The organism is Sphingorhabdus arenilitoris (genome assembly GCF_042651485.1).
Lineage (GTDB): Bacteria > Pseudomonadota > Alphaproteobacteria > Sphingomonadales > Sphingomonadaceae > Sphingorhabdus_B > Sphingorhabdus_B arenilitoris.
The window spans coordinates 615,890-639,938 of the sequence record NZ_JBHSDH010000013.1 but is presented as its reverse complement, the minus strand read 5'-3'; the positions used below and the strand labels follow the sequence as shown (position 1 = coordinate 639,938).

Sequence of the window (24,049 nt, the reverse complement as noted above, 5' to 3'; positions counted from 1 at the left end):
TTGACCCATTCGACCAATGCGGATTTGATCGAGCGGGCAAAGGGCGGCGCGGGCGAAGGTTTATGGCTGCGCGCAGACCGGCAATCGGGTGGGCGCGGACGTATGGGCCGCGAATGGATCAGCCCGTCCGGCAATGTCTATGTCAGCGGTCTGGTGCGTTTATTGCCCAATGATCCGCCTGCATCCACGCTTGCTTTCGTGGCCGCGATTGCGGTGCATGATATATTGCAGCAGCTTGCGCCGAATGTGGATTTCAGGATCAAATGGCCGAATGATATTATGGCAATGGGTGCAATCGCCGATCCACCGGCAAAGCTATGCGGGATGCTGCTTGACCGCACCGGTGATGCGGTGATTGTCGGGATTGGTGTCAACCTGTCCAGCCACCCCGAAACATTGGACCGGCCCGTCACAAGTCTTTTGGCGTTAGGGACAGAACCACCATCGCCGCAGCAATTTACCGAGAAGCTGGCCGGCGCTTTTGCCGAATTGCTGGCCCGGTGGCGCACGTACGGAACACAGCCGATATTGTCACTTTGGCAGGAAAAATCATATACGGCGGGCACCATATTGTCGGTGCAATTGCCCGATGGCGATCGGCTGCTTGGCAAATATGACGGGCTGACAGGCGAGGGCGCGTTAAAGCTGCGCTTGGATAATGGCGATATTCATGCCATTCATGCCGCCGATGTTTTTTTAGTATAGGGGGCCGGAATGCTGCTCGCGATTGAGGCCGGAAATACCAATATCAAATTTGCGCTATTTGAAGGACGCGAGATTAAGGCGCGGTGGCGCATCGCGACCAATGCCCGCAAAACAGCGGATGAATATGCGGTTTGGTTGATTCAGCTATTGGAATTGGAAGGGTTTGACCGCAGCGCGGTTGACGCGGTCATCGTCTCCACCGTCGTTCCGCGTGCGCTCCATAATCTCAGCACCCTCGCGCGCAAATATTTCGGCGTGGAACCCCTTGTTGCCGGACGAGCGCCGGTTGAATGGGGCATCGAGTTAAAAGTGGAAGAGCCGCATTCAGTCGGCGCAGACCGGGCGGTCAACGCAATTTCAGCGCATGCCTTGGAAAAAGGCGACAAAATAGTCATCAGCTTTGGCACAGCCACCACGGTCGACCATATCGGCGCGGATGGGGCATATATGGGCGGCATTATCGCGCCGGGGATTAACCTCTCACTCGAAGCATTGGTCGGCAATACCGCCAAGCTACCGCGAATCGCGATAGAGACACCCGAAGACAAAAGCGTTATCGGACGGACCACGGAAAGTCAGATGCTGATTGGAATTTATTGGGGCTATGTCGGATTGATTGAAGGATTGCTGGCCCGGATGAAGGCAGAAATTGGACGGCCCGTGACCATAATCGCCACTGGCGGACTTGCCGTTTTATTTCAGGAGCATAATAATCTGTTTGATCGGATTGAACCTGATTTGACGCTAAATGGCCTAGCGCTGTTATATGAGAATAGAGACACATAAAAATGACTACCCCTGGTAAAGAATTGCTGTTCCTCGCACTTGGCGGGTCGGATGAAATTGGCATGAATGTCAATCTATATGGATGCGACGGCAAATGGGTGATGGTCGATTTGGGCATGACATTTTCGGGCAGCCAATATCCGGGCGTTGACCTGGTCCTGCCCGATTTGGAGTTTATCGAAGAACGGCGTGATGACCTGCTCGGCATCGTCCTGACCCACGGGCACGAAGATCACATTGGCGCGGTGCGCTATTTTGCCGCCGATCTGGGCGTGCCGCTGTACGCGACGCCCTTTACCGCGACGCTGATTCAAGGAAAGCTGGAGGAAGAAGGGATATTGGACGATATCGAACTGAACATCATACCGATGAACGGTTCCTTCTCGCTTGGTCCTTTTGGTTTCCGTTTATTCCCGCTCGCTCATTCGATGCTGGAAATGAGCGCCTGCGTCATAGACACCCCTTATGGCCGTATATTCCATACTGGCGACTGGAAACTCGACGATATGCCCGTGCTGGGCCAGCCATCAACCGAAGAAGAATTGCGCATGATCGGTGATGAGGGCGTGCTCGCGATGATTTGCGATTCAACCAATGCCTTTAATGCGGCCGAAAGCGGGAGCGAAGGCAGCGTGAAGGCGGATTTGTTGCAATCAGTTAAATCAGCCAAGGGCAGGGTGCTGATCACGACTTTTGCATCCAATGCGGCGCGGTTGCAAACCCTCGCCGATGTTGCGCGGGAAAGCGGACGGACATTATGCTTTGCCGGACGGTCGCTGCACCGGATAATCGAAGCGGCGCAGGCCAATGGCTATTTGCGCGATATGCCGCCGACAATTGATATGCGGGAGGTTGATGCCTTGCCGCGCAGCGATGTGATGGTTGTGGCAACGGGCGGGCAGGGTGAGCCTCGCGCGGCGCTGGGACGAATTGCGGAGGGCAATCATCCGGTGAAGCTGGAAGAAGGCGATACCGTCATCTTCTCGTCGAAACAGATACCGGGCAATGAAATTGCAATTGGCGTGATCATGAACCAATTGGCGCAGCGTAATATCCTGACCGTTACCGAAAAACAGGCGCATGTCCATGTGTCGGGTCATCCGGGGCAACCGGAACTGGCGAGGTTGTATGATTGGATTCGGCCCGAAATTTTGGTGCCGGTCCACGGCGAGCGGCGGCATATGGCCGAACAGGCGCGCTTTGCAAAGGCGCATGGTGTACCGAAAACCATCGTGCAATCGAACGGAGATGTCATCCGCCTATCGCATGATGGACCAGAGAGGATTGCGCAGGAACGCACGGGCCGGCTTGTGCTGGATGGTGATACGATCGTTGCCGCTGATGGACAGACGATCACCGAAAGGCGGCGGCTATCGTGGTATGGCCTGATCAGTGTTGCGATTGCACTGGGCGCTAATGATAAGCTTATCGGCACACCTGAAATTCGCTTGCACGGGGTGCCTATTGAAGAAGATATCGAAGATTTCATCGATGAAGCCACCGAGGCGGCGATAAAAGCGGTGAAGGACAATAAGGGCGATTTTGAACAGCTACGGGAATCTACCCGCCTTGCGGTGCGCAGGCTTGCGACCACATGGACGGGTAAGAAGCCGATAGTCGATGTAATCATTTTGGAGACAGCATGAGCTGGATTTCTATCATAGCCATTTACGCCCTATTTTGGGTACTCACCGCCTTTGTCGTCCTGCCTTTCGGCATTAAAAGTATGGATGAGGCGGGCGCAGAGAAGCTGCTGGGGCAGGATCATGGTTCGCCTGCCAATTTTCAGCCGAAGAAAATATTATTGCGCACGACTTTGCTGTCTGCGGCGTTATTCGGCCTGTATTATGTCAACTATGTCTATGGCTGGATAGACCGGCATAGTTTCGATGCGCTCTATAGCGGGATGGGTAACAGCTGAGCAGAACGGTTTCGGCAGACCGCAGTTTCAATCAGTGCAGCTTCAATCGGTGCGCAGCCGCTCAATGGCCTGTGCCAACGCGACATAGAGCTTGCCGACGTCGGACGATAGCAGGGTCACGCCAATCGCATTGCCATCACGGGTGCTGAGCAATACACGCATCATCGCCTCAAAATCATGGATATAGCGGTTCACATGTTCGCGGAATTCGGGCTCTTCGTCATAATGCGCCAGGATCATTTTGACCTCTCCAGCGCTCAGCAACTTCACAGCACGGCGGGTGAACACCCCGCGGTCGCCCTTCAAATAGGCGGCCCATGATGTGTCGGTCACCTCGTTCGACAGGATCTTGGCCACATCTATGGCGATCGAATTGAGCGATTCGGTCAATAGCGCCATTTGCCGGGCAAAGCTGTCGTCATCAATGCCTTCAAAACTATCCTTGGCATGTGACAGGCGACGCTCCAAACTGCTGGTCATATCGTCGATTTGGGCCAGCTGCTGACTCAGCTGCTGTGTGGCTGTGCTGGACTGGTTAAAACTATTCTCCAGCGATTGGCGCACCATATCATTCAACGATGCCACTTGCGCATCTATCGCCGTTTTTAGAGCAGCGGCGCTATCTTGTGACAGGCGATCTGCGACGTCGGCCATTTCCGCCTCCAATGTCTTGCGGCTTTCATCGGCGGCGTTTCGGGCGTCCTGTTTCAACCGTTCCAATGTGTCCGACAGGTTCTCGGTTGATGCACTCATAATTTCGGACATGATCGACCTTGTATCCTGTAAGCTTGCGCTCAGCGCCTCGGCCTGTTCCTTCCGTTCCGCAAATACTGCGTCGCTGCCGGACAATAGAGCGTTGACGCTATCCTGCTGAGCGGAGAGCAGATGGTCAATCGTCGCCAACTTTGCCAGCATATTGTCATTATGAGCGTCGAGCGCGGCGGCCTTCGCGGCGGTTTCATCAAGCCGCGTCAGGCTTTTTGCAATATGGTCGTCGGCCCGCGACAGGGCGGTTGGCAGATTTTCTTCCAATTCGCGGTTGGCTGTGTCGATGGCGAGCAGGAACCGTTCCGACCGTTCCACCAAATCGGCGGCTGTGCCCTCGCTGCCCTTTAACTCTAGATTCAGCTGCTGCGTGCTTTCGACCAGCGCTTCTAGTGAAAATGCGAGTTTTACCGAACGGTCGGTTGCCGCTTCATCGATCAGAGCCAGCTGCTCGGCACGCTGATCCAAATTGCGCGTCATGCGTTCGATCATATCGTCGATCCGCTTGTCTTCTCCCGCCGACTGCGCGGCCATCTCCTCTAAGGAAGATCGCAACATTTCAACCTGCTGCGTTAATTTGGCAATGTTGCGTTCGACAAATAGGTCGACTTCGCTGCTGCTGCCTTCAATGCGGGCTGCGATGTCTTTGGCACTATCGTCCAGTTTGCGGGCAAGGTCGGCACTGCGGTCATCTAGCCCAGTTGACAGAGCATTTGCTGCGTCACCCAGTCGTTGTTCCATTTGCTGTGTCTGGCCATCAACGACCTCGCTGACATGCGCAGCCGACTGCTGCGCCGCGCCGGACAACCGCGCTATTGCGGCGTCAAGCGATGATGAAATTTCCTGATTGCTGGTGGTCAATACAGCCGAAATCAACTGCGCCTGCTCACGGGCCTCGCCAACGCTTTGGGTCAGTTTATCGCGATTTTGGTCGATCAACTGCGTCAACTGCATCGCGGCTTCGGCCGCGCGGTGTTCCATGCCGTCTATATTGCCGCGTGCCTCATTTCCGGCGGCGGCAACCTGCTCAAGCGCAGCTATCAGCGCCTTGACCTGCATTTGTGCGCTATTGCCCGCATTGCCGATTTGATTGGTCACATCTTTTGCGGCGCTGGTTACAACTGGCAAATGTTTGCGAAGCTGCTCCAGATTATTGGTTGCCGCGTTGCTCACCGTTTCCAACGTCTTTGCCTTTGCATCGCTGTCATGCAGCGCTTGGCTCAGCTTTCCCGATGCCTCAACCAAATTGGCAGCAGCCCGCCGCCCGACGCTTTCCAGTTCCAAAGCATTTTGCGCCAAAAATTCCCGCGCCATCGCGATTTCTTCATTCACCGTGCGCATGCGTTGTTCCAGCGCATCGCTTTCATTACGCAGCTTCACGGCGGCGTCAGTAAACCGCGCAGCCTCCGACCGGCTAGATCGCAAAATCAACAGCCAGATTATCCCGATCAAGCTTGCGGGCAGGGCCCAATTGCCGATCAAGCCGATGGCGTTTTTCGGCGTTAGCGTGAGTAATTCTGCTTGATACGTCCAAGCAAAAAATCCCGTCCATCCTGCAAATAATAGCGTCAGCAAAACCGGCGCTACATAGCTTTTCCAATTGCTGCGCGGCGATGCATATTCATCATCATATTGGGTATCATATTCGGAGGCTTCATCCGTTTCGGACAATTCCAATAAAGAAGCATCAGCGGCTTTTTCTTCACCAAATGAAATCGCAGAAGCGCCGACTTCTTCAGTAGATTGGGCGTCTTCGGGGCTTTGCCGGTCGATGCCGACTATTTTTGATCGGACAGTCATACACGATGTTTACCATAAAAATTCCGCGATGAAACGTAAAGTTAACCTTAAACGGTTTATCGAGCGATTATGTCGATGGATTATGGCGCATTTGATACAGCTTTGAAAGCCGCAGCGGGAGAGGATGCCGCATTGGCGGCGGAGCTGCGCGCATCATTTGTGGAGAGCGCAAAGCGGCAAATCAGCCTGCTTTCCCGGTCGCGCTGCGATGCCAATTGGCAATATAGCAGCTGGCGGTTGAAAGGTTTAGCGGCCAGTTTTGGTGCCACGCATTTGATGGAGCTTGCCGATCAAGCGGGAACAGGCGCACCCGGCGATCCGGTTGTGATCCGCGAGTTGGACAAAGCGCTTTCCGAGATTGAACTTCACATCATTCCGTAACAGACGGCAAAGCCGCAGCCGGGCAAAAAATTACTTTGCAAATCACCGGGCGGCGCATATTCCGCTGCCATGTCCAGCGGAAATGACATTCATGTAAAAGTAGAAACGGCTTTATTGTCGGCCGCCGCTGCCTCGGGTGATGACGGCAAGGGGGCCGCATGCTTGATTCCGGTGTCGGGCGAGCCTTTAATTGCGCTGCAAATTAAACAATTGGTGAAGGCTGGTATCCGGAAATTCCTGATCGAAGTCGATGTCGTATCGGGCGCAATTGTCGCCGTTGCCGACCAAATGAAGCAGCGCGGCATCGACATAGAATTCATCCGTTCCCCCGCCGATCTGGGCGGAAAATTGGGCATGGGCGAATTGTTATTCGTGATGGCAGACGGCGTTATCGCCGATGACGCTGTGCTTGCGGAAATGGTGCAGCAGCCGTCGGCTTATATCGTGACGCTGGATGGGCGGAAAGAAAATGAGCGGTTTGAACGAATTGACCTGAACAGCTTTTGGGGCGGACTTGCTTTGTTGGATCACCGGTCCATTTCGGCAATTGCTGCATTACCGGATGAATGGAGCATTGATTCCTCGCTTTTGCGTCAGGCGTTGCAGGATAAGATCACACATCGGCCGCTTAATCAGCAGCTATTGGACGGCAAGCAACTGCGCCTGATTACGTCGGTATCAGAAGGCGCCGCTTTAACCCGCGAATTGCTGGCCAAAAAAGCGCATCACGGCGACGGCGTGATTGAGGCGCAGTTTTTTGGCCCGCTCGCGGCGAAAATTGCTCCGATATTCTGGAAAACGCCATCGGCAAAAATTGGTTTGGATGGGGCAGGGCTATTGTCTGCGCTGGGTGCGATTGCGTTGGGGTGGACCGGCTATCCCGGACTGTCGATCGCACTCATTCTCATTTGCTGTTTCCTGATTAAATTGAGAGACTTGCTGCAAGAGGAGGCAAAAATTGACCATGTCGGTGCGCTATTGGGGCATGGGCTATGGCTGTTGCTGGCATTGGCAGTATTTGCGATCTCATGGGCCGAAGATGCGATGCGGCCAGAGGCATTATTCGCGCCGACTATATTCATCCTGCTGTCATTATATATTAAAAAGGCAACATCTTCATCCTGGTATAAATCAATCGCCGCGTCTCCCGCACTCTTGGCCCTGTTGCTTTTGGTGATGGCCATTTTTGATGCTTGGGGATTTGCCATTAAGCTATTGATATTATCTCAATTATCCATTTTGTTGCTGCCCGAATATTTTTCCAGCAATAAAAAACAGGCTTAAACCCAAATTAACCCAAAAATCCTATAGTTTCGCTGGACAATTAAATGGACCGCGATTTGAAACTGCCAGTTTACCTTGAAGATGACCTGTTGGCCGTCGCTCGATATTACGCGCATGACAGCAAGGCGCAGTGTATCGACGTGTCAAAAATGGCATTTCCAACCGGTCATTTCATTCCATCGGAAGAAATGCTTTCGTCGGTATCCACGCGGTTGAAAGCCATGGTGGAGGCGATCGAACTGCGCATTGCACCGCCACCGACTGCGGGTCTTGCCGCCCAACCGGATGGGCGGGGACCGCATAGTTGGGATATGCTATCCCGATCTGGATTTTTGAAAGAGCCTGCGCTTATCGATTTTTTACTGGCGCGCTTTTCGGAAAGCCGGTTGGAAGCCAAAATTGCCGGCGCAGATGATGTGAATGTGACCGAACAATTGCCTGCCTTATGCCTCGAAAATGACGATTTGAATGTCGCAGAAATGGCGCAGGCGCTCCTCGCCAGTGAAAGTTTGAACCGGCGGTCGCATAAAAATCTCTACCGCGAATTGCCGCCCGAAAGCTTGCATCAGCTTGTCTGGCGCGTGGTTGCCGCGCTGCAAATCTTGTCCGGTGATAAAAACGAAACGCATATTTCCAATGCAAAACTATTGCTCAGCGAACAGGATGAGGCCCAGACGCGCCGGGCCGCTGCTCGCAAACTCGCGCTATTCTTGCCAGCAACATATGATGCGGAGGTATTGGTGCCGCAAAAGGCTGGCTTGTCGCTATTCACCGCAAAATTGGCGGCTCACACCGGCCTCGAACATGACCATATATTAAGGCTGATCGGCGGACATAGCGCCGCGCCGCTGGCCATGATGTTGCGCGTGGCCGGTTTGGACCGCGAAAATGCGATGGCAGTGATATGCTTGTTCAAAGGTTTTGAATTGACCCCGCATGAAGTGACGATTTTCGATACGGGTTATGACCGGACCGACCCAGCGGACATCCGAGCAGAGCTGTCGTCATGGGCGGAGCAGCGCGCTCGCTTTCTGGCATTTCCGGGCGGTCTGAATGGGGACATCGTATGACCGGCGTGCGCTATCAGGACCGGAAAGATGCGGCCGCTGTTACCGCTGATGTGGCAAGTGATGGCCGCTTGCTGCGCGCCGATGAGCCTATTTTGCATTTGCACCGGCAGGCGGGCGGAACGGATGGCGGCCAATTCGCGGTGCCCGGTCTTGCGGCCATAGCGAGCGCAACACATCGCATCAAAATGCGATTGGCCCGGGCAGTCCGCGTTGCCAGTGATGACGAAGATATTGACCTATGGGTTGAATCAAAATTGGTTGGCGATATTGCAGTTTTGACCGTTTCGGGTTGGCGCGTATCGGAGGCGTTAAATGTCGGTAAAGCCGCTGAGCGCGATCAACAAATCGACGGTAGCGACGAAATAGGCGCGTTGATATTTGACCGTCATTTGCGGCTTTTATCGGCGGAAGGCAATCTGACCGGATTTCTGGGTCCAACCGCCATCGGTCAGCCGGCCCAAAAGCTATTTGATATGCAGCAGGAAGGCGCAAAAACGCTACTGACTTTTATGGAGAAGCAGGAGCTGGCCAAGGTTGATGACGTTGGTTTTGCAGGTGATGATCGGCGCTATTCGATATTGGCCGATGTGTCGCGGGCAGCGGGTGGTTTGTTTTCGGGCTACCACCTCGATTTGCGTCCTGCGGCGGCGCATTCCGTCATTGCTGGTGACGGCGATGTTGAGCAAGCGCGTGACGGTAGCGAATTGTTATTCGGCCAAAATCTTGCCCCGGTTTTGCGTCAGCCACTGGGCCGGATTATCGCCAATGCCGAAACGATTGGTGCAAAATTGCAAGGGCCCATTCGCGAAAATTATGCAAGCTATGCCAAAGATATTGCCAATGCCGCCCGCCATTTGGTCGCGTTAGTTGACGATTTGGGGGATTTAGAAGCAATTGAGCGGCCCGATTTCTCTTTTGAAAAAGACGATATTGAGCTGGGTGATTTGGCCCGCCGTGTGGCCGGTTTGCTGGCGCTGAAAGCTGCGGATCACCGGATCACTATCATCACCCCGCCGGAGAAACTGAAGATCAAGGCGCAAGCCGAATTTCGCCGTGTGCTGCAAATATTGATCAATCTGGTAACCAATGCCATCCGCTATTCTCCAGCAGGAACGCGGGTTACCATTGATATTCAGTCAGGCGGCAAAATTGCGATGGTCACCGTTTGCGATGAAGGCACTGGAATTGCGCCCGATGACCGTGAAAAGATTTTCGCCAAATTCGAACGATTGGGCCGATCGGGCGACGGTGGCAGCGGGCTTGGCCTATATATTTCGCGCAGGCTCGCGCGTGCGATGGGCGGCGATTTGGCCGTTGGCGACGCGCCGAGCAGCACAGGGCCAGGCGGGCAGGGCGGCGCCAAATTCACGCTCACCCTGCCGTCTGGATAGTTACCGCGCAGTTAGCGGAACATAATCGCGAGCCGTCGGACCAGTATAAAGCTGACGCGGACGACCGATTTTTTGGGCAGGATCGGAAATCATCTCATTCCACTGCGCCACCCAACCCACTGTGCGGGACAGGGCGAACAGCACAGTGAACATTTCGGTCGGGAAGCCGATTGCCGATAAAATGATGCCGGAATAAAAGTCCACGTTGGGGAATAGTTTCTTTTCAATGAAATACGGATCGTTGAGCGCCATTTCTTCCAACTGCAAAGCGACTTCAAACACCGGATCATTGACCTTCAACTCGGCCATGATTTCCCGGACGGTTTTGCGCATCACGGTCGCACGCGGGTCGTAATTTTTGTAAACGCGGTGGCCAAAGCCCATCAGGCGGAAGGGATCATTTTTATCTTTTGCCCGCTCAATATAATGAGGGATGCGGTCGGGCGTGCCAATTTCACGCAGCATATTGAGCGCCGCTTCATTCGCGCCGCCATGCGCCGGACCCCAAAGGCAAGCGATACCAGCGGCGATACATGCAAAAGGATTAGCGCCCGAAGAGCCCGCGAGCCGGACGGTCGATGTCGACGCATTTTGTTCATGGTCGGCGTGCAGGATGAAAATCCGGTCCATGGCCCGCTCAATGACCGGGTTCACTTCGTAATTTTCGGCAGGAACGCCAAAGGTCATCCGCAGGAAATTGCCGGTATAGCTCAAATCATTATCCGGATAGAGGAACGGCTGACCGATTGAATATTTATAGGCCATGGCCGCAATAGTGGGCATTTTTGCAATCAAACGGTGGCTTGAAATTTTGCGATGTTCCGGGTCGGCAATGTCGGTCGAATCATGATAAAATGCGCTGAGCGCGCCCACGACACCGCACATGATCGCCATGGGATGCGCGTCGCGGCGGAAACCTTTATAAAAAGTCGCGAGTTGTTCGTGCAGCATGGTGTGCCGCGAAATCGTGTAGGAGAAATCGTCCAATTCGGCTTTGCTCGGCAACTCCCCATTCAGCAGCAAATAGGAAACTTCCATGAACGAAGATTGTTCAGACAATTGTTCAATATTATATCCGCGATGCAGCAATATGCCTTCATCACCATCGATAAATGTGAGCGCAGATTCGCAGCTTGCGGTCGATGTAAATCCCGGGTCAAATGTAAATTTTCCCGTTTGTGCATATAATTTCCGAATATCCACGACATCGGGACCTTGCGTGCCCTTAAATACCGGAAAATCATAGCTTTCGCCGCCCATCGTCAGCGTTGCTTTATCATCGCTCATAGCCTTAACTCCTGTCATTCTTGTCCCGTCTGGCCGGACAATATTCTGTAAATATATATTCCCAAATGAGGCACCCGGTTTCAGCAAAATGATCCCGAAACCCTTCCTCTTGGCCCGCCGCTTTATGGCAGCCATTCGCATCAAATGATGACATTTGGTCCGACATGAATGCGGCAGATTTCCGCGAGGAGGAAAAGGCGTTTGTTATTTTGACGGTTCAATGCGTTCATTTGCCGCCTAGGTCAAGGGTAACAGCAGCAAACAAGGCTCGTTTTTTCACTTTTTTCTTGGTAAGCGATCATCAGGGCGAAAAGTCAGAACCTGCTGGTTCCTGCACCATGTTTTGTGCCCTGTTATCGGGGGCTTGGACGGATTGGGTTTATCGATCAGAAATTGGCATCTTCATTGGCCTGGCGGCGCAATTGAAGGCTGGATCGACAGCGAAAGGGACCAATGGCCGTTATGGGTGCCGGTGGCGGTTGGCGCGGGCATTGTTACATGGGAGCTGCAGGGTAACGGCGCTTTATGGGCGGTGACAGGCCTGTGTGCAGCGTTGATCCTAATCGCTTACATAACGGGCCGCCAATCCAGCCTGATGGCGATAATCAAAATAGCTGCTTTTTGTTTTTTAGCCGGATTTTTGGCCATATATTTCCGGTCGGCCGCAGTCGGCACGCCGCCGCTTAAAAAAATGTGGATCGGCGAATTTTACGGTCAAATTACAAAAGTGGAGCATATCACGGCCCGCGATATTGTCCGTTTCGAACTGGCAACCGGTGGGCATGCGGGCTTGCCCGAAAAAGTCCGTGTCAATCTGGATGCAGAAAAGTACCGGCCTGAATTTACCAGCGGTGCGGTTATCCGAATGAAAGCGCGGCTTGTTCCGCCCGCCGGACCTAGCGTGCCGGGGGGATATGATTTTGCGCGGCGGGCGTGGTTTGACGGTTTGGGCGCAACAGGAACGATCCTGGGCAATGTGACATTATACAGACCCTCTTCTCACAAGCCGACTTTAGGAAATGTTCGCCGTGCATTATCGGCGCATATCACGTCCCAATTGCCCCCCGGCAGTGGGTCAATCGCGGCAGCGCTCGCCACCGGGGATCGCGGCGCCATTTCAGATGATGACGCAGAGGCAATGCGCAATAGCGGAATGGCGCATTTACTATCGATCAGCGGCCTGCATGTAACCGCGGTTGTCGGCGCGATTTTCCTCTTAATGAGCCGGATATTGGCGCTGTTCCCGCGCATTGCATTGCGTTTTCCGGTGCCGCTTATTGCGGCGGCTGTCGCAGCAATGGGCGCGATTGGATATACGCTGTTAACAGGATCCGAAGTGCCGACCATCCGGTCATGCGTCGCCGCATTGTTGATATTGGCGGCATTGGCAATGGGGCGCGATGCGATCAGCCTGCGGCTTGTCGCATTTGGTGCCAGCGTGATCATGCTCATATGGCCGGAAAGTCTGGCGGGGCCCAGTTTTCAGCTAAGCTTTGCGGCGGTTTCAACAATTATTGTCCTGCATGAAAGCCGGTGGATGCAGAATTTTACGCGCGCCGGACAGCAAGATGGTTTGATCAGGAAAATGGGGCGGAGCATCGTTATCCTGCTGATCACCGGGGCCGCGATTGAGCTTATATTGGCGCCGATTGCTATTTTCCATTTCCACAAAAGCGGGCTTTATGGCGCATTGGCCAATGTCATCGCAATTCCGATGACGACATTCCTTGTGATGCCTTTCGAAGCATTGGCGTTGACCTTTGATCTGGTGGGGCTGGGCGCGCCATTTTGGTGGGTTACCGATATATCCTTACGGGCAATATTGGCTTTGGCCCATGGCGTCAGCGCGGCGCCCGGCGCGGTTTCCATGTTGCCCGTTATGCCGCAATGGGCCTTTGCCGCCATGATATTGGGGGCATTATATTTTGGTATTTTCCGGCGGCGGGCGAGGTATTTTGGCATCCCGCTATTTCTGATCGGATTGACCGCGATGATCACCGCGCCATATCCAGATATATTGGTCACAGGCGACGGTAAGCATTTGGCGGTGGTGGGTAGCGACGGGAAATTGGCGCTCCTGCGCGACCGAGCGGGGGATTATGTTCGCGATACGCTGCGTGAGAATGCTGGGGTTAAGGCAGAGCCGGTTGCTATTACCGATTGGCCCGGTGCGCAATGTACGGCGGATGCTTGCGTGATTACCATCGACCGAGATGGGCGCAGATGGAATATATTGGCTCTGCGCAGCCGGTATTATATCCCCTCGATGGAATTGGCTGTGGCCTGTAAGCGGGTTGACATAGTGGTTAGTGACCGCTGGCTACCGCGTAGTTGCAAGCCGAAATGGCTGCGCGCTGACCGTGAATCTCTCGCCAAAACCGGCGGGCTGACCTTTTACCTATCGAATGCATTTTCGGGTCCCCGCGTGGAAAGCGTTGTCGCCGCCGGTCACCATCATCCTTGGATAATTGCGGGCAAATAAACAGGCTGCGGGGTGTCCGGCAAAATAGAGTGTAAGGTAGCTGCCAGTCAGGCCAGCGATAATAACACCTGACCGCAATATACCCAAACCGCTCCAGCAGCCCGTTCAATCAGCGCCGGTATACTGCCCCGCTACCCTTAATGGTAACGGCGCAGCAGCCCCGCAAGCTTGCCCTGAATCAACACTTCATGCGGGCTATACACTTGCGGTGTATAAGCGGCATTTGCCGGATCCAGCCTTATGTTGCCATTTTCGCGGCGCAGATATTTTAACGTAGCCTCTTCGCCGCGTACCAATGCCACGACAATTTCGCCATCGCGCGCGGAATCGGTTTTCTTGATCAACGCATAATCGCCGTCAAAAATTCCGGCTTCGATCATCGAATCTCCCGACACTTCTAATGCATAATGCTCACCTGTGCCCAATAGAGCCATCGGAACGGCTAGCGTTTCGGTGGTTTCCATCGCTTCAATAGGAACACCGGCAGCGATCCTGCCATGCAAAGGGATTTCCATGACGTCATTGGCCGCAAGCGGCATCGCATTGGCCGATTTTCCGTTATTCGGCTTATCAGCTGATTTAGTGGCCAACGAAACAACATTGCTGACAGATTTTGCTCCGCCGCCCTCCGGCATTTGCAATATTTCAAGGGCACGGGCGCGGTTGGGGAGGCGGCGAATAAAGCCTCTCTCTTCCAATGCGCCGATCAGCCTATGGACACCCGATTTGCTTTTCAGGTTGAGCGCGTCTTTCATCTCTTCAAAAGAAGGAGATACGCCGCCCTCTTCCAATCGTTCATGAATGAAGCGAAGCAATTCATTTTGTTTAGCGGTCAACATCATCTGTTCCCTATGCGGTTAAACATAGTAGGAACAATTACGGAACAAATCAGGTTATGTCAAGCCGCTTTACAGATTGCTGCCGAATGGCCGGTTTGGTCATATGTCCAATGGCAGATATGCAACTATATCGCCCACGCCTACTGGCGGTGCATCAACCGGGCGAATGATAAGCGCATTTGCGCTCGCCAAGGGTTTGGTGACGCCGCTGTCTTGCATGTGAAATGGCGTCAATTCGCCATCTTGCAGCACCGCGCGCAAATATTCGGCGCGCGGTCCGCCTGCTGCAATGGCGGTGGTGCAGGGGGCGGATAGCGATGTCGGCCATGGCTGCGCTGATCCAGCCATATGCCGAACCAGCGGCAAAAGGAATAAAAAGGCGGTCACAAAGGCCGAACCCGGATTTCCAGGCAGGCCCAACATCACCGAATTCCCAAGCTTTCCGGCCATTAATGGCTTTCCTGGACGCACGGCAATCCGCCAAAAATCCATCGTTGCACCTGCGTCAGTCGCGGCGCGGTGGACCAGATCATGGTCGCCGACCGACGCCCCGCCAATGGTCACGATAATATCCGCCCCTTTTGCCTGTTCCAGCTTTTCGGCCAATGACGCCAAATTGTCCCGGGCAATGCCCAAATCCTGCACCTCACATGGCAGCGAAGATAGCATGGCGGCAATCATGACAGCATTGGATGACGGGATTTGTTCGGTGCGCAGCGGCAAACCCGGCGGGACCAGCTCATCACCGGAGGAGATTATCGCAACGCGCGGCCCGGCAAAAAGGGGCAGGTCACCGTAGCCTGCCATCGCGGCGGCCGCGATAATTCCGGCATTCACCTGCGTTCCCGCTTGGGCCAGTCTGTCGCCATTGGAAAAATCCGATCCAGCCTTGCGAACATGGTGCCATTTTTGATGGGGGGCATCCCCGCAAAGCGAGATATTATCTCCGCTTCTCTCAATATCTTCTTGTATAATAACGCAATCGGAATTTTCGGGCAGATGCGCGCCCGTAAATATCCTGACCGCTTCACCTGCGGCCAATGCGCCGTTATAGCGATGCCCCGCTGCGCTTTCGCCAATGACTGACCATGGGCCGGGGCAGTCGGAAAAACGGACGGCATAGCCATCCATGGCCGACATATGCGCCGCCGGTTGCTGCCGCCGTGCGATTAAATCTTCCGCCAAAAACCGCCCCTTTGCCAAGGGTAAGGGAGTTGAAACGACCGGCATAAGCGAGGCAAGCTTTAGCAGCCTTTGCCGCGCCTCTTCCACGCTAATCATGGGGGGCGGTCCAATCGCCAGATTTTCCGCCGGTTTTTTTGAGCAAGCGGATATCGGAAATCACCATCGCCTTATCCAGCGCCTTCGCCATGTCATATAGAGTGAGCAGCGCCACCGAAACTGCGGTCAACGCTTCCATCTCCACCCCTGTCTGCCCAGTCAACCGTGCGGTGCCCGTCGCCCGAATGGCATCATCTTCAAATGCAAAGTCAACGGACACTTTGGAAAGCATCAGCGGATGGCAAAGCGGGATCAGCTCGCTTGTCTTCTTCGCCGCCATTATCCCGGCAATTCGGGCGGCAGCAAGCACGTCGCCCTTTTTGACCATGCCGTCCCTTATCGCCCGCAGCGCCTCTGCGCTCATGCTAATCCGCCCTTCGGCGACCGCTTCTCGCAAATTTTCGGCCTTACCCGACACATCAACCATTGCGGCGTTGCCCGCGTCATCAATATGGGTAAGCTTTGTCATGACCCGGTCAACAGCCTCTGCGTTGCCGCCGCGACGTCATCTTGCCGCATCAGGCTTTCACCGACAAGGAATGTCCGCACGCCATGTTTTTCCATGCGCAGGCAATCGGCATGGACGCTGATACCGCTTTCGCAGATCAGCAACGCTTCGGGCGGGGCCATGGCCGCCAAACGCTCTGTGGTCGATAAATCGACGTCAAATGTCTTTAGGTTCCGGTTGTTGACGCCAATCAGCCGCGATTGGAGCGTGATGAGCGCTCGCTCCATCTCCGCCTCATTATGCGTTTCGACCAGCACGTCCATTCCTTGCGCAATTGCCGCATCCTCAATTTCCGCCATTTGCGCGTCGGAAAGCGCCGCCACAATAATCAGGATCGCGTCCGCCCCCATCGCCCGCGCCTCTGCACATTGCCAGGGGTCGACCATAAAATCCTTGCGCAATACCGGCAGGTCGCAAGCCGCCCGCGCGGCGATCAAATAATCCTCATGCCCTTGAAAATAGGGGGCATCGGTCAAGATTGACAGGCAGGCCGCCCCGCCCGCCTGATAATCGCGGGCATGGGCAGGGGGATCAAAATCGGCGCGGATCAATCCCTTGGACGGCGACGCTTTCTTGATCTCAGCAATAAGGGCAAAGCCGCTCGCCGCCTTGACCCGCAAAGCCGCCTCAAACCCGCGCGGGGACGAGGGCGCCGGCCATGCTGCATTGACGCCACCGGGATAAGCCAGCTTGCGCCGAGCAACCTCTTCGCGGGTGGCGTTGCAAATTTCGGTGAGTTTGTCGGTCATTTCCATCAGCGTTTATAATCCGGAGCGGGTAACTTCAACGGAATTGGGTTGAGCTTAACCCATTGCACCGCAATCTCGCATAGCCGTTCCGTATCTCCTTGCCGTTTCTGTATTTGTTGAATCAGATTAGCTGTTTCATCGAGCAGCGCAGCGGTTAGACTATTGCCCGTCGCGACATGAAATAGAAATGCATTTGCCATTTTTTTATAGTCGGCGTTCCAGTTAACAGCTCCATTGCGATCCAATTCATCCGCAATGCGTCCGGAAATGCGGATAACTTCACCTTGAACTGTATCGGCGGCACCATTCGAAGGTATGAGTAATTCCCATAGCTCTTGATGCTGATCCTGCCAATTTCCGGCTTTGGCTTCGATGGGAGCTCTACCATCATGCATAATGCGCCGCGCTACCGGTGGAACGTCAAAAAGCGCATAGAGCTTCTCCAATCCCGCCGCAGCTTCTTCTAGTAATTCGGGGTTGAATCCTGCGCGGTGAAATTCAAAATCTGTTCCTATGCGGGTAACATAATCTTTCAAATTTTTCAGCTTTTCCGGCTCCTGGCCTTTTTTGCTACCGAACATTCTCGATATAAAAGATTTGGACGCGGCAGGCTTCGGCTCAAAAAGAACACCAGCAACTTCAGCAATGCCAGCGATTTTCAGGTTGCTACATCTTTGAAGCGCGTATTCTAGCGGCGTCTGGTCATATTTATTGGGCGCTTCAGGATTGGCGCCGTTCGCAATGAGGAGCTTTACATTCTCGCAATGTCCTACATCTGCGGCATAGTGCAGAGCGGTCCCTCTGCCGCCAGCACCCGCATTCACATTTGCGCCCAATTCCAGCAAAATTTCAAGTCGGCCCCGATAATGCCCGGCTCGCGAGCATAATGGGGGGTCGCCATAGCTGTCACCCGCTTCAATATCTGCACCGTTGGCTAACAGCCAGCGCGCCAATTCGTCAGGACATTCGTTAAAGGCAAGGGCAGTTTGCTTAAATACACCGCCCCTTGCATTGATGTCGCAGCTATCAAAAACAGCTTTCAATGAATCGATGTCGCTTTGATGCAGCAGCTCTTCAAAATCTTTTGGCAGGGTTTTTCGCTTCTTCGCCATAATCTAAAACCCAACCCAGCAATCGAGCAGCGCATTAGCCAATCCTTTATCTATCGCTTCGGCGGCTTCTTCTGCGCCGCTGCGTAGGCTCGCCGCTTCACCTGCGACCATGAGCGCGGCGGCGGCGTTGAGGATCACTGCGTCGCGATAGGCGCGGTCTTGCTCGGTTTCCTGAAGGCCCAACAGCAGACGGCGGAGTGCCTTTGCATTATAAGCAGCATCGCCGCCCCTTATGGCGTTCAGCGGATGCGGCGACAGACCCGCATCTTCGGACGTTATCACCGTTTTTTCAACATGGCTGCCACTGATCCATGCCGCCTGTGTGGGGCCAGCGATGGATATTTCATCAAGCCCCTCCTGACCCGACACGACCAGTGCTTTTGCAAAGCCAAGTGACGTCATGGCTTCGGCATAAGTCTCTATAAGATCAGGAGAAGCCACACCGATCAACTGCCGCGTAACACCTGCGGGATTACATAGCGGTCCCAATAGGTTGAAGATGGTCCGGCGGCCAAGCGCCTTTCGGACAGGTGCAATTGGTCCTAACGCAGGATGATATTTTTGCGCGAATAGAAACGCGATGCCCAGATCATTCAGCGTCGCTTCCGCCGTATCCGCCGCCCGGTCCAAATCCAGCCCCAATGCCTCCAGCGTATCCGCTCCTCCTGCCTTCGAAGAAGCGGCGCGATTACCGTGCTTTGCGACAGGAACCTCGCAAGCCGCAACAACTATTGCGACGGCGGTGGAGACATTCAGGCTATGCTGCCCATCACCGCCTGTGCCGCATACATCGATGGCGTGATCTGGCGCAGACACCCGGACCATGCGGGCGCGCATTGCCATTGCCGCCGCCGAAATATCCTGCGCCGTTTCGCCTTTGTCAGCCAATTCGATGAGAGCAGCGGAAATATCGCCCGCCGCCAATTTGCCGTCCAGAATATCGTCAAATATATTGGCCATTATTTCTCCTCGACGCCCGACGCGACCAAATGGGCCTGCATATCATCAAGCAGGGCGCTATCTTGGTCGGCGCGAAGGGGTACAAAATTGAACAATACCTCTGACCGGTATAGCAGCAAGGTCCGCTCCGTTCGCCGCCAGCCATGCAATTCTGTCCATTTCATCCACATATCGCCATTTTCGGTCAGAATGCGAAATCCATCCTGATCCCAGCTGATGGTGAATTCTTTGCGCAGATCGGCTTGCTGTGCATAAACCCGCTTTACAAAACGGGGTACCCACCAAATTTTATTGATCCATCGGAAGAAAAACAGCACCAAAACACCAAATAAGACATAACCCGCAAAAGCGGCCAACATCATCAGCGGACCCTCATCTGACACAATATAGGCCATAATCGACGCGATGATCATCACGAGCAGGCCAAATATAATCTTACCTTTGCGCGGGATGACCGACCAATGCAGCTGATAGGCCGCCAGCACTTGCTCTTCGCTTGCGCTGATGGTCACCGAACCGCTCATACCCGCTGCTTCACCGTCATACCGGCGATCCGCATGAAATTGGCGAGCATGTCATGGCCATGCTCTGTCGCGATGCTTTCGGGGTGGAATTGCACGCCGTGAATGGGCAGTTCCCGGTGGCGGAAACCCATGACATGGCCGTCATCACTGCGCGCATTGACGATCAGATCGGCGGGAATATTGTCGACGATCAGCGAATGGTAACGCGTCGCGGTAAAGGGGGAGGGAAGCCCCGCGAATAGCCCGCTATCGTCATGGGTAACGGGCGATGTTTTGCCATGCATCAACCCGCCGCGCTGCACGCTGCCGCCGAAAAATTGCCCGATGGATTGATGCCCCAAGCACACGCCGAGAAGCGGCTTTCCGGCATCTGCGCAGGCCGCAACCAGATCGAGGCTGATCCCGGCTTCGTTGGGCGTTTTGGGGCCGGGAGAGATGAGGAACGCCTGCGCCCCCGATGACAGCGCCTGCCCGGCGGAAATGGCGTCATTGCGGACCACATCCACCTCAGCGCCAAGTTCCATCAGATAATGAACGAGGTTAAAGGTGAAGCTGTCATAATTGTCGATGACGAGGATTTTGCCGTGTGTCATTGTCCATACCCCGCTTGCGACGCCACCCGCACCGCTTCTTTCGCGGCGGCCAGCAATGCGCCTGCCTTTGCTTCGCACTCCGCCTGTTCATAGGCGGGATCGCTATCGGCGACGATCCCGGCACCGGCTTGCACATGCAGCGTGCCGTCCTTTAATATGCCGGTGCGTAGAACGATGCAGCTGTCCATGTCGCCATTGGGGCTGAAGTAACCCACACCGCCCGCATAAGCGCCGCGTGTTTCGTTTTCCAGTTCGGCGATAATTTCACAAGCACGAACCTTTGGCGCGCCCGACACCGTGCCCGCTGGAAAACCAGCGAATAGCGCGTCTATCGCGTCTTTATCCGGTGATAGCTGTCCCGTGACGTTCGACACGATATGCATCACATGGCTGTAAAATTCGACCATATAGCTGTCGGTGACCGTCACGCTATCTGGGCTCGCCACGCGGCCTACATCATTGCGGCCTAGGTCGAGCAACATCAAATGTTCGGCCCGTTCTTTGGGATCGGCGAGCAAAGAGGCTTTATTCGCCGCATCTTGCGCCGCCGATTGCCCGCGCGGTCGGGTTCCCGCAATCGGCCGCACAGTCACTTCACCTGCACGTGCGCGGACCAAAATTTCAGGGCTGGAGCCGATTACCGCAAAACCGGGCAGGTCGAGATAATAGAGGAAAGGCGAGGGGTTTACCCGGCGCAGCGCCCGGTAAAGCGAAAGCGGCGGCAGGGGAAAGGGCGCTGTGAAACGCTGCGCCAATACCACCTGAAAAATATCGCCCGCTTCGATATATTCCTTCGCCCGGCCAACCATGGCACCATAGGTTCCGGGCGGCAAGACAGGTTGCAGCGCGATGTCGCCCGCGTCCACCGCAGAGCTATCGGCGCAATCCGTTATGATAGGAGCGCTCAGCTGCCGCTCGCACTCGTCCAGCCGCTCGGCTGCTGCTAAAATCTGTTTATCTGGCGACGCAACAGGATCAGGCCATACAGGCGTGACCAGAAACATTTCATCCTTTAACCGGTCAAATACAATGATGACAGTGGGCCGCACAAACAGCATATCGGGCAGCGCCAGGCCGGATTGCGGCGCGCGCGGAAGCTTTTCAACCAGCCCCACCGTTTCGTATCCAAAATAGCCCACCAGACAGGCGAGCGCAGATGGCAATTCGGCGGGAATGTCATCCATCTGACATTGCCCCACCAATTCACGCAGCGCCGTCAGGGCAGGGGCATCAATCCGTTCAAATGCTTCGCGGTCATGTTGCCATTTACGGTTGATTTCCGCCCCGTCGCCCTGCGCCCGGAATATCAGGTCAGGGGCAAGCCCGATTAAGCTGTGGCGCCCGCGCGTTTCGCCGCCCTCCACCGATTCGAGCAGGAAATCGCCGCGTTCCGGTTGGATCAGCTTCAACGCCGCCGAAACCGGGGTTTCAGTGTCGGCAATACGCTTGCGCCAGACAAGTGACGCCTTGCCCAACGCTAATCGTTCCGCTGCCCCGCGATATTCTGCTCCCGCCAGATTATTTATTGTCATTGCTGGTAAGGCGCTTGCGCTGAGCGGCGATGACGCTGTCATTCTTTTTGACGCCAACCTGCTTTGCCGCTGCATTGACCAATGCGGCGCCTTGCTCCTGAGACATAAGCTCGGTTAATTCAGCGGTTTTTGCAGCGATCAATTCGGCATTTTTGCTGGCGTCCCCTTTAATGATCTGATTCAATTTGACGATCAGCCACCCTGCATTATTAGGCGCGTCCAATTTTTTGGCTGTGCCTTGCTTCATCGAAAATAGCAGCAGCAGCGGCGGGGGCAGATTTTGGTTTTCCTGCTTCAATTCGGCCCGGCTACCCTTGATACTCTCGGTTGGCGGCGTTTTGATATTCAGCGCCTTCATCGCGTCGGCCAGCGATTTGCCCGAATTGACGGCTTTTTGTACTTGCTCTGCTGCGGCCTTTGCTTTTTCCGATCCCTTGGCCATTTTCCATTGCTGCATAATCACCGCGCGCACTTCGGCCAAGGGCGGAGGGGCCGCTTTTTTGACCTCAGCGAGTGAGATCATTGCAAAGCTTTTGCCTTTTTCAATCTCGATCAGCTGCGCTTCGCCGCCCTCTTCCATCTGGAATGCAGCAGGTAAGATAACCGCCATTTCGGCGCGCGGCCGGTAATTGGGATCGGCTGGATTTTGACCCGTAGCAAATAGCTTCGGTGTTGTTTCAACCTTTAACTCACGTTCTTTGGCAACATCGGCGAGGGATGTGCCATTGGCAAAGGCATCTTCAATTTCGGTCGTATATTCGCTGAGCACCGTTGCGGCTTTTTCGGTTTCGAGCAGCTGCGTAATTTCGGGCGTAGCCTGCGCCAATGTTTTGGCCGGTGTTGCCCGAACATCAGTGACTCGCGCCACGAAAAAGCCAAGACTGGCCCGCGCTGGTTTGGCAATTTGTCCTTTGGGTGCCGCGAAAACCGCGTCTGCCACGGCTTTGGAAGACAGGCCGGTCAGGGCTTGGCGCGTGACATTCGTGTCTTTGGTCACCGATAGGCCGAGGCCCTGCGCAACGGCTTCTAACGACTTGCCAGCGTTTACTTGGTCGATGGCCGCTTTCGCCGCGGCTTCTGTCGGCACGACGAAACGAGTGATGTCACGCGCTTCAGATGCGGCATAGGCATCCTTATTCTCGGCATAATAATCGGCAATTTCTTTCGCCGTCGGTTTGGCCAATTCGGCAACGATGCTGTCATCAAACAGAACATAGCTTACCGCGCGCTGTTCCGGGATAGTGAACCGAGTGCTATTTTCGCGGTAATATTTGGCTAGCTCTGCATCCGTTGCATCTTTTTGCGGCGCATAAGCGGCCGAAGGAATGAAGCCCAATTCGCCGCTGCGTTGTTCCAACTGTAAAGAGGCATAAGGCAAGACATAGCTGCTCGGTGTTTTTATACGGCCTTCGGTCGCGGGCAGGATTTGTTGAATATAATATTGCTGCGTAAATCCCTCACGGAATGATTTTTCGGACAGGCCAATTTGCCCCAAAAATGCCTGAAACGCCTCTTGGCTGAATTTCCCATCCAGACCCTTTGCGCCCGGAATTTTTAATATCTCCGCATCAATCATCCGCTTGCTAACGGCAATTCCTGTTTCTTCGCCAAATACAGATATGGCATAGCGGTCAATCAGATTTTGCAATGTGGCATCAAATCCGCCGCCTTCGACGAAACGGGCCATATCCAGATTGGGATTTTGTTGCCGCTCAGCGCGGAGCCGGTTGTCAACTGCATCGGTAAATTCACCCAATGTGATATTTTTATTACCAACCTTTGCGACATTGCCGCCGCCCAGGCCGCCAAAGCTGCCGCTGCCGGTAACATCGCCCAATGTAAACGCAACCGCGATCAGGCCAACGAAAACCAGCGCGAATATCGTTCCGAATTTGGAGCTGAAAAGTTTGCGGAAAAAGCTGATCATAATCGTCCTGACTTAAACTATATCTGCCGTGCGCGCCGATGCGTCACTGGATGGCAGGTGCTTTAGGCGGCATGACGGGCCGTTTCAAGCATATCCTACGTTGTCATGCTTGGCGCTATGCTTTGCACCTGCTAGCCAAGCCAAAATCAACC

The 24,049-nt window shown here is 54.5% G+C and carries 21 protein-coding genes; 9 read left to right on the top strand and 12 right to left on the bottom strand.

The annotated features are described in order from the left end of the window. From ACFOWX_RS07165 to ACFOWX_RS07150, 4 genes are read left to right on the top strand one after another with little or no spacing between them, the layout of a single operon-like run. Complete coding sequence (locus tag ACFOWX_RS07165) at positions 1 to 705, top strand: biotin--[acetyl-CoA-carboxylase] ligase (RefSeq protein ID WP_381422677.1); 705 nt, start codon at positions 1 to 3, stop codon at positions 703 to 705. 9 nt (positions 706 to 714) lie between these two features. Continuing rightward, entirely contained in the window at positions 715 to 1,491 is a 777-nt protein-coding gene (locus tag ACFOWX_RS07160) for a type III pantothenate kinase (protein ID WP_381422675.1), read from the top strand. Between the two features lie 2 nt (positions 1,492 to 1,493). Beyond that, positions 1,494 to 3,137 carry a ribonuclease J gene (locus tag ACFOWX_RS07155; protein ID WP_381422673.1) on the top strand — a complete coding sequence of 548 codons (1,644 nt, stop codon included), beginning with the start codon at positions 1,494 to 1,496 and terminating at the stop codon, positions 3,135 to 3,137. Beyond that, on the top strand, positions 3,134 to 3,412 hold the full coding sequence (locus tag ACFOWX_RS07150; protein ID WP_381422672.1) for a DUF1467 family protein: 279 nt from the start codon (positions 3,134 to 3,136) through the stop codon (positions 3,410 to 3,412). The genes ACFOWX_RS07155 and ACFOWX_RS07150 overlap by 4 nt, the downstream gene beginning before the upstream one ends. A 42-nt stretch (positions 3,413 to 3,454) precedes the next feature. On the opposite strand, the gene ACFOWX_RS07145 is transcribed toward ACFOWX_RS07150, so the two are convergent. After that, positions 3,455 to 5,977 carry a hypothetical protein gene (locus ACFOWX_RS07145; protein WP_381422670.1) on the bottom strand — a complete coding sequence of 841 codons (2,523 nt, stop codon included), beginning with the start codon at positions 5,975 to 5,977 and terminating at the stop codon, positions 3,455 to 3,457. Between the two features lie 69 nt (positions 5,978 to 6,046). Between ACFOWX_RS07145 and ACFOWX_RS07140 the strand changes: the two genes are divergently transcribed. From ACFOWX_RS07140 to ACFOWX_RS07125, 4 genes are all read left to right on the top strand, one after another. Beyond that, positions 6,047 to 6,358 carry an Hpt domain-containing protein gene (locus ACFOWX_RS07140; protein WP_381422668.1) on the top strand — a complete coding sequence of 104 codons (312 nt, stop codon included), beginning with the start codon at positions 6,047 to 6,049 and terminating at the stop codon, positions 6,356 to 6,358. Between the two features lie 69 nt (positions 6,359 to 6,427). Then, the gene (locus ACFOWX_RS07135; RefSeq protein ID WP_381422666.1) at positions 6,428 to 7,642 is read left to right on the top strand and encodes a hypothetical protein; all 1,215 of its coding nucleotides are present in this window, start codon (positions 6,428 to 6,430) and stop codon (positions 7,640 to 7,642) included. A gap of 44 nt (positions 7,643 to 7,686) precedes the next feature. After that, complete coding sequence (locus ACFOWX_RS07130) at positions 7,687 to 8,712, top strand: hypothetical protein (protein WP_381422665.1); 1,026 nt, start codon at positions 7,687 to 7,689, stop codon at positions 8,710 to 8,712. Continuing rightward, positions 8,709 to 10,103: a sensor histidine kinase gene (locus ACFOWX_RS07125; RefSeq protein WP_381422664.1), complete on the top strand. Its 1,395-nt coding sequence runs from the start codon at positions 8,709 to 8,711 to the stop codon at positions 10,101 to 10,103. The genes ACFOWX_RS07130 and ACFOWX_RS07125 overlap by 4 nt, the downstream gene beginning before the upstream one ends. On the opposite strand, the gene ACFOWX_RS07120 is transcribed toward ACFOWX_RS07125, so the two are convergent. Beyond that, positions 10,104 to 11,390 (bottom strand): citrate synthase, encoded by a 1,287-nt coding sequence (locus tag ACFOWX_RS07120; RefSeq protein ID WP_381422663.1) that lies wholly within the window; start codon positions 11,388 to 11,390, stop codon positions 10,104 to 10,106. A gap of 373 nt (positions 11,391 to 11,763) precedes the next feature. Between ACFOWX_RS07120 and ACFOWX_RS07115 the strand changes: the two genes are divergently transcribed. Beyond that, positions 11,764 to 13,872 carry a ComEC/Rec2 family competence protein gene (locus ACFOWX_RS07115; RefSeq protein WP_381422661.1) on the top strand — a complete coding sequence of 703 codons (2,109 nt, stop codon included), beginning with the start codon at positions 11,764 to 11,766 and terminating at the stop codon, positions 13,870 to 13,872. Positions 13,873 to 14,009: 137 nt separating this feature from the next. Here the strand turns inward: ACFOWX_RS07115 and lexA are convergent, their stop codons facing one another. The 10 genes from lexA to ACFOWX_RS07065 all read right to left on the bottom strand — a co-directional run bounded on the left by lexA (position 14,010) and on the right by ACFOWX_RS07065 (position 23,897). Further along, positions 14,010 to 14,711 carry a transcriptional repressor LexA gene (gene lexA / locus ACFOWX_RS07110; protein ID WP_381424956.1) on the bottom strand — a complete coding sequence of 234 codons (702 nt, stop codon included), beginning with the start codon at positions 14,709 to 14,711 and terminating at the stop codon, positions 14,010 to 14,012. A gap of 99 nt (positions 14,712 to 14,810) precedes the next feature. Then, positions 14,811 to 15,992 (bottom strand): molybdopterin molybdotransferase MoeA, encoded by a 1,182-nt coding sequence (locus tag ACFOWX_RS07105; RefSeq protein ID WP_381422659.1) that lies wholly within the window; start codon positions 15,990 to 15,992, stop codon positions 14,811 to 14,813. Next, positions 15,985 to 16,461 (bottom strand): cyclic pyranopterin monophosphate synthase MoaC, encoded by a 477-nt coding sequence (moaC, locus tag ACFOWX_RS07100; RefSeq protein WP_381422657.1) that lies wholly within the window; start codon positions 16,459 to 16,461, stop codon positions 15,985 to 15,987. Before moaC ends, ACFOWX_RS07105 begins: the two co-directional genes overlap by 8 nt. Next, the gene (gene trpC / locus ACFOWX_RS07095) at positions 16,458 to 17,249 is read right to left on the bottom strand and encodes an indole-3-glycerol phosphate synthase TrpC (RefSeq protein WP_381422655.1); all 792 of its coding nucleotides are present in this window, start codon (positions 17,247 to 17,249) and stop codon (positions 16,458 to 16,460) included. The genes moaC and trpC overlap by 4 nt, the downstream gene beginning before the upstream one ends. Positions 17,250 to 17,254: 5 nt before the next feature. Continuing rightward, the gene (locus ACFOWX_RS07090; protein ID WP_381422654.1) at positions 17,255 to 18,361 is read right to left on the bottom strand and encodes an ankyrin repeat domain-containing protein; all 1,107 of its coding nucleotides are present in this window, start codon (positions 18,359 to 18,361) and stop codon (positions 17,255 to 17,257) included. Between the two features lie 3 nt (positions 18,362 to 18,364). Further along, positions 18,365 to 19,321: an anthranilate phosphoribosyltransferase gene (trpD, locus tag ACFOWX_RS07085; RefSeq protein ID WP_381422652.1), complete on the bottom strand. Its 957-nt coding sequence runs from the start codon at positions 19,319 to 19,321 to the stop codon at positions 18,365 to 18,367. Further along, on the bottom strand, positions 19,321 to 19,845 hold the full coding sequence (locus ACFOWX_RS07080) for a YcxB family protein (protein WP_381422650.1): 525 nt from the start codon (positions 19,843 to 19,845) through the stop codon (positions 19,321 to 19,323). The genes trpD and ACFOWX_RS07080 overlap by 1 nt, the downstream gene beginning before the upstream one ends. Further along, positions 19,842 to 20,438: an anthranilate synthase component II gene (locus ACFOWX_RS07075; RefSeq protein WP_381422648.1), complete on the bottom strand. Its 597-nt coding sequence runs from the start codon at positions 20,436 to 20,438 to the stop codon at positions 19,842 to 19,844. Before ACFOWX_RS07075 ends, ACFOWX_RS07080 begins: the two co-directional genes overlap by 4 nt. Then, positions 20,435 to 21,970, bottom strand: a complete 1,536-nt coding sequence (locus ACFOWX_RS07070) for an anthranilate synthase component I family protein (RefSeq protein WP_381422646.1) — start codon at positions 21,968 to 21,970, stop codon at positions 20,435 to 20,437. Before ACFOWX_RS07070 ends, ACFOWX_RS07075 begins: the two co-directional genes overlap by 4 nt. Then, positions 21,957 to 23,897, bottom strand: coding sequence for a SurA N-terminal domain-containing protein (locus ACFOWX_RS07065; protein WP_381422644.1), 1,941 nt, complete (start codon positions 23,895 to 23,897; stop codon positions 21,957 to 21,959). Before ACFOWX_RS07065 ends, ACFOWX_RS07070 begins: the two co-directional genes overlap by 14 nt. Positions 23,898 to 24,049: the final 152 nt, after the last annotated feature.

Bases quoted from the DNA above. Each gene is read 5' to 3' on its own strand.
- ACFOWX_RS07160 (WP_381422675.1), top strand. From the start codon at position 715: ATGCTGCTCGCGATTGAGGCCGGAAATACCAATATCAAATTTGCGCTA.
- ACFOWX_RS07155 (WP_381422673.1), top strand. From the start codon at position 1,494: ATGACTACCCCTGGTAAAGAATTGCTGTTCCTCGCACTTGGCGGGTCG.
- ACFOWX_RS07150 (WP_381422672.1), top strand. From the start codon at position 3,134: ATGAGCTGGATTTCTATCATAGCCATTTACGCCCTATTTTGGGTACTC.
- ACFOWX_RS07145 (WP_381422670.1), bottom strand. From the start codon at position 5,977: ATGACTGTCCGATCAAAAATAGTCGGCATCGACCGGCAAAGCCCCGAA.
- ACFOWX_RS07140 (WP_381422668.1), top strand. From the start codon at position 6,047: ATGTCGATGGATTATGGCGCATTTGATACAGCTTTGAAAGCCGCAGCG.
- ACFOWX_RS07135 (WP_381422666.1), top strand. From the start codon at position 6,428: ATGTCCAGCGGAAATGACATTCATGTAAAAGTAGAAACGGCTTTATTG.
- ACFOWX_RS07130 (WP_381422665.1), top strand. From the start codon at position 7,687: ATGGACCGCGATTTGAAACTGCCAGTTTACCTTGAAGATGACCTGTTG.
- ACFOWX_RS07125 (WP_381422664.1), top strand. From the start codon at position 8,709: ATGACCGGCGTGCGCTATCAGGACCGGAAAGATGCGGCCGCTGTTACC.
- ACFOWX_RS07120 (WP_381422663.1), bottom strand. From the start codon at position 11,390: ATGAGCGATGATAAAGCAACGCTGACGATGGGCGGCGAAAGCTATGAT.
- lexA (WP_381424956.1), bottom strand. From the start codon at position 14,711: ATGTTGACCGCTAAACAAAATGAATTGCTTCGCTTCATTCATGAACGA.
- ACFOWX_RS07105 (WP_381422659.1), bottom strand. From the start codon at position 15,992: ATGATTAGCGTGGAAGAGGCGCGGCAAAGGCTGCTAAAGCTTGCCTCG.
- moaC (WP_381422657.1), bottom strand. From the start codon at position 16,461: ATGACAAAGCTTACCCATATTGATGACGCGGGCAACGCCGCAATGGTT.
- trpC (WP_381422655.1), bottom strand. From the start codon at position 17,249: ATGACCGACAAACTCACCGAAATTTGCAACGCCACCCGCGAAGAGGTT.
- ACFOWX_RS07090 (WP_381422654.1), bottom strand. From the start codon at position 18,361: ATGGCGAAGAAGCGAAAAACCCTGCCAAAAGATTTTGAAGAGCTGCTG.
- trpD (WP_381422652.1), bottom strand. From the start codon at position 19,321: ATGGCCAATATATTTGACGATATTCTGGACGGCAAATTGGCGGCGGGC.
- ACFOWX_RS07080 (WP_381422650.1), bottom strand. From the start codon at position 19,845: ATGAGCGGTTCGGTGACCATCAGCGCAAGCGAAGAGCAAGTGCTGGCG.
- ACFOWX_RS07075 (WP_381422648.1), bottom strand. From the start codon at position 20,438: ATGACACACGGCAAAATCCTCGTCATCGACAATTATGACAGCTTCACC.
- ACFOWX_RS07070 (WP_381422646.1), bottom strand. From the start codon at position 21,970: ATGACAATAAATAATCTGGCGGGAGCAGAATATCGCGGGGCAGCGGAA.
- ACFOWX_RS07065 (WP_381422644.1), bottom strand. From the start codon at position 23,897: ATGATCAGCTTTTTCCGCAAACTTTTCAGCTCCAAATTCGGAACGATA.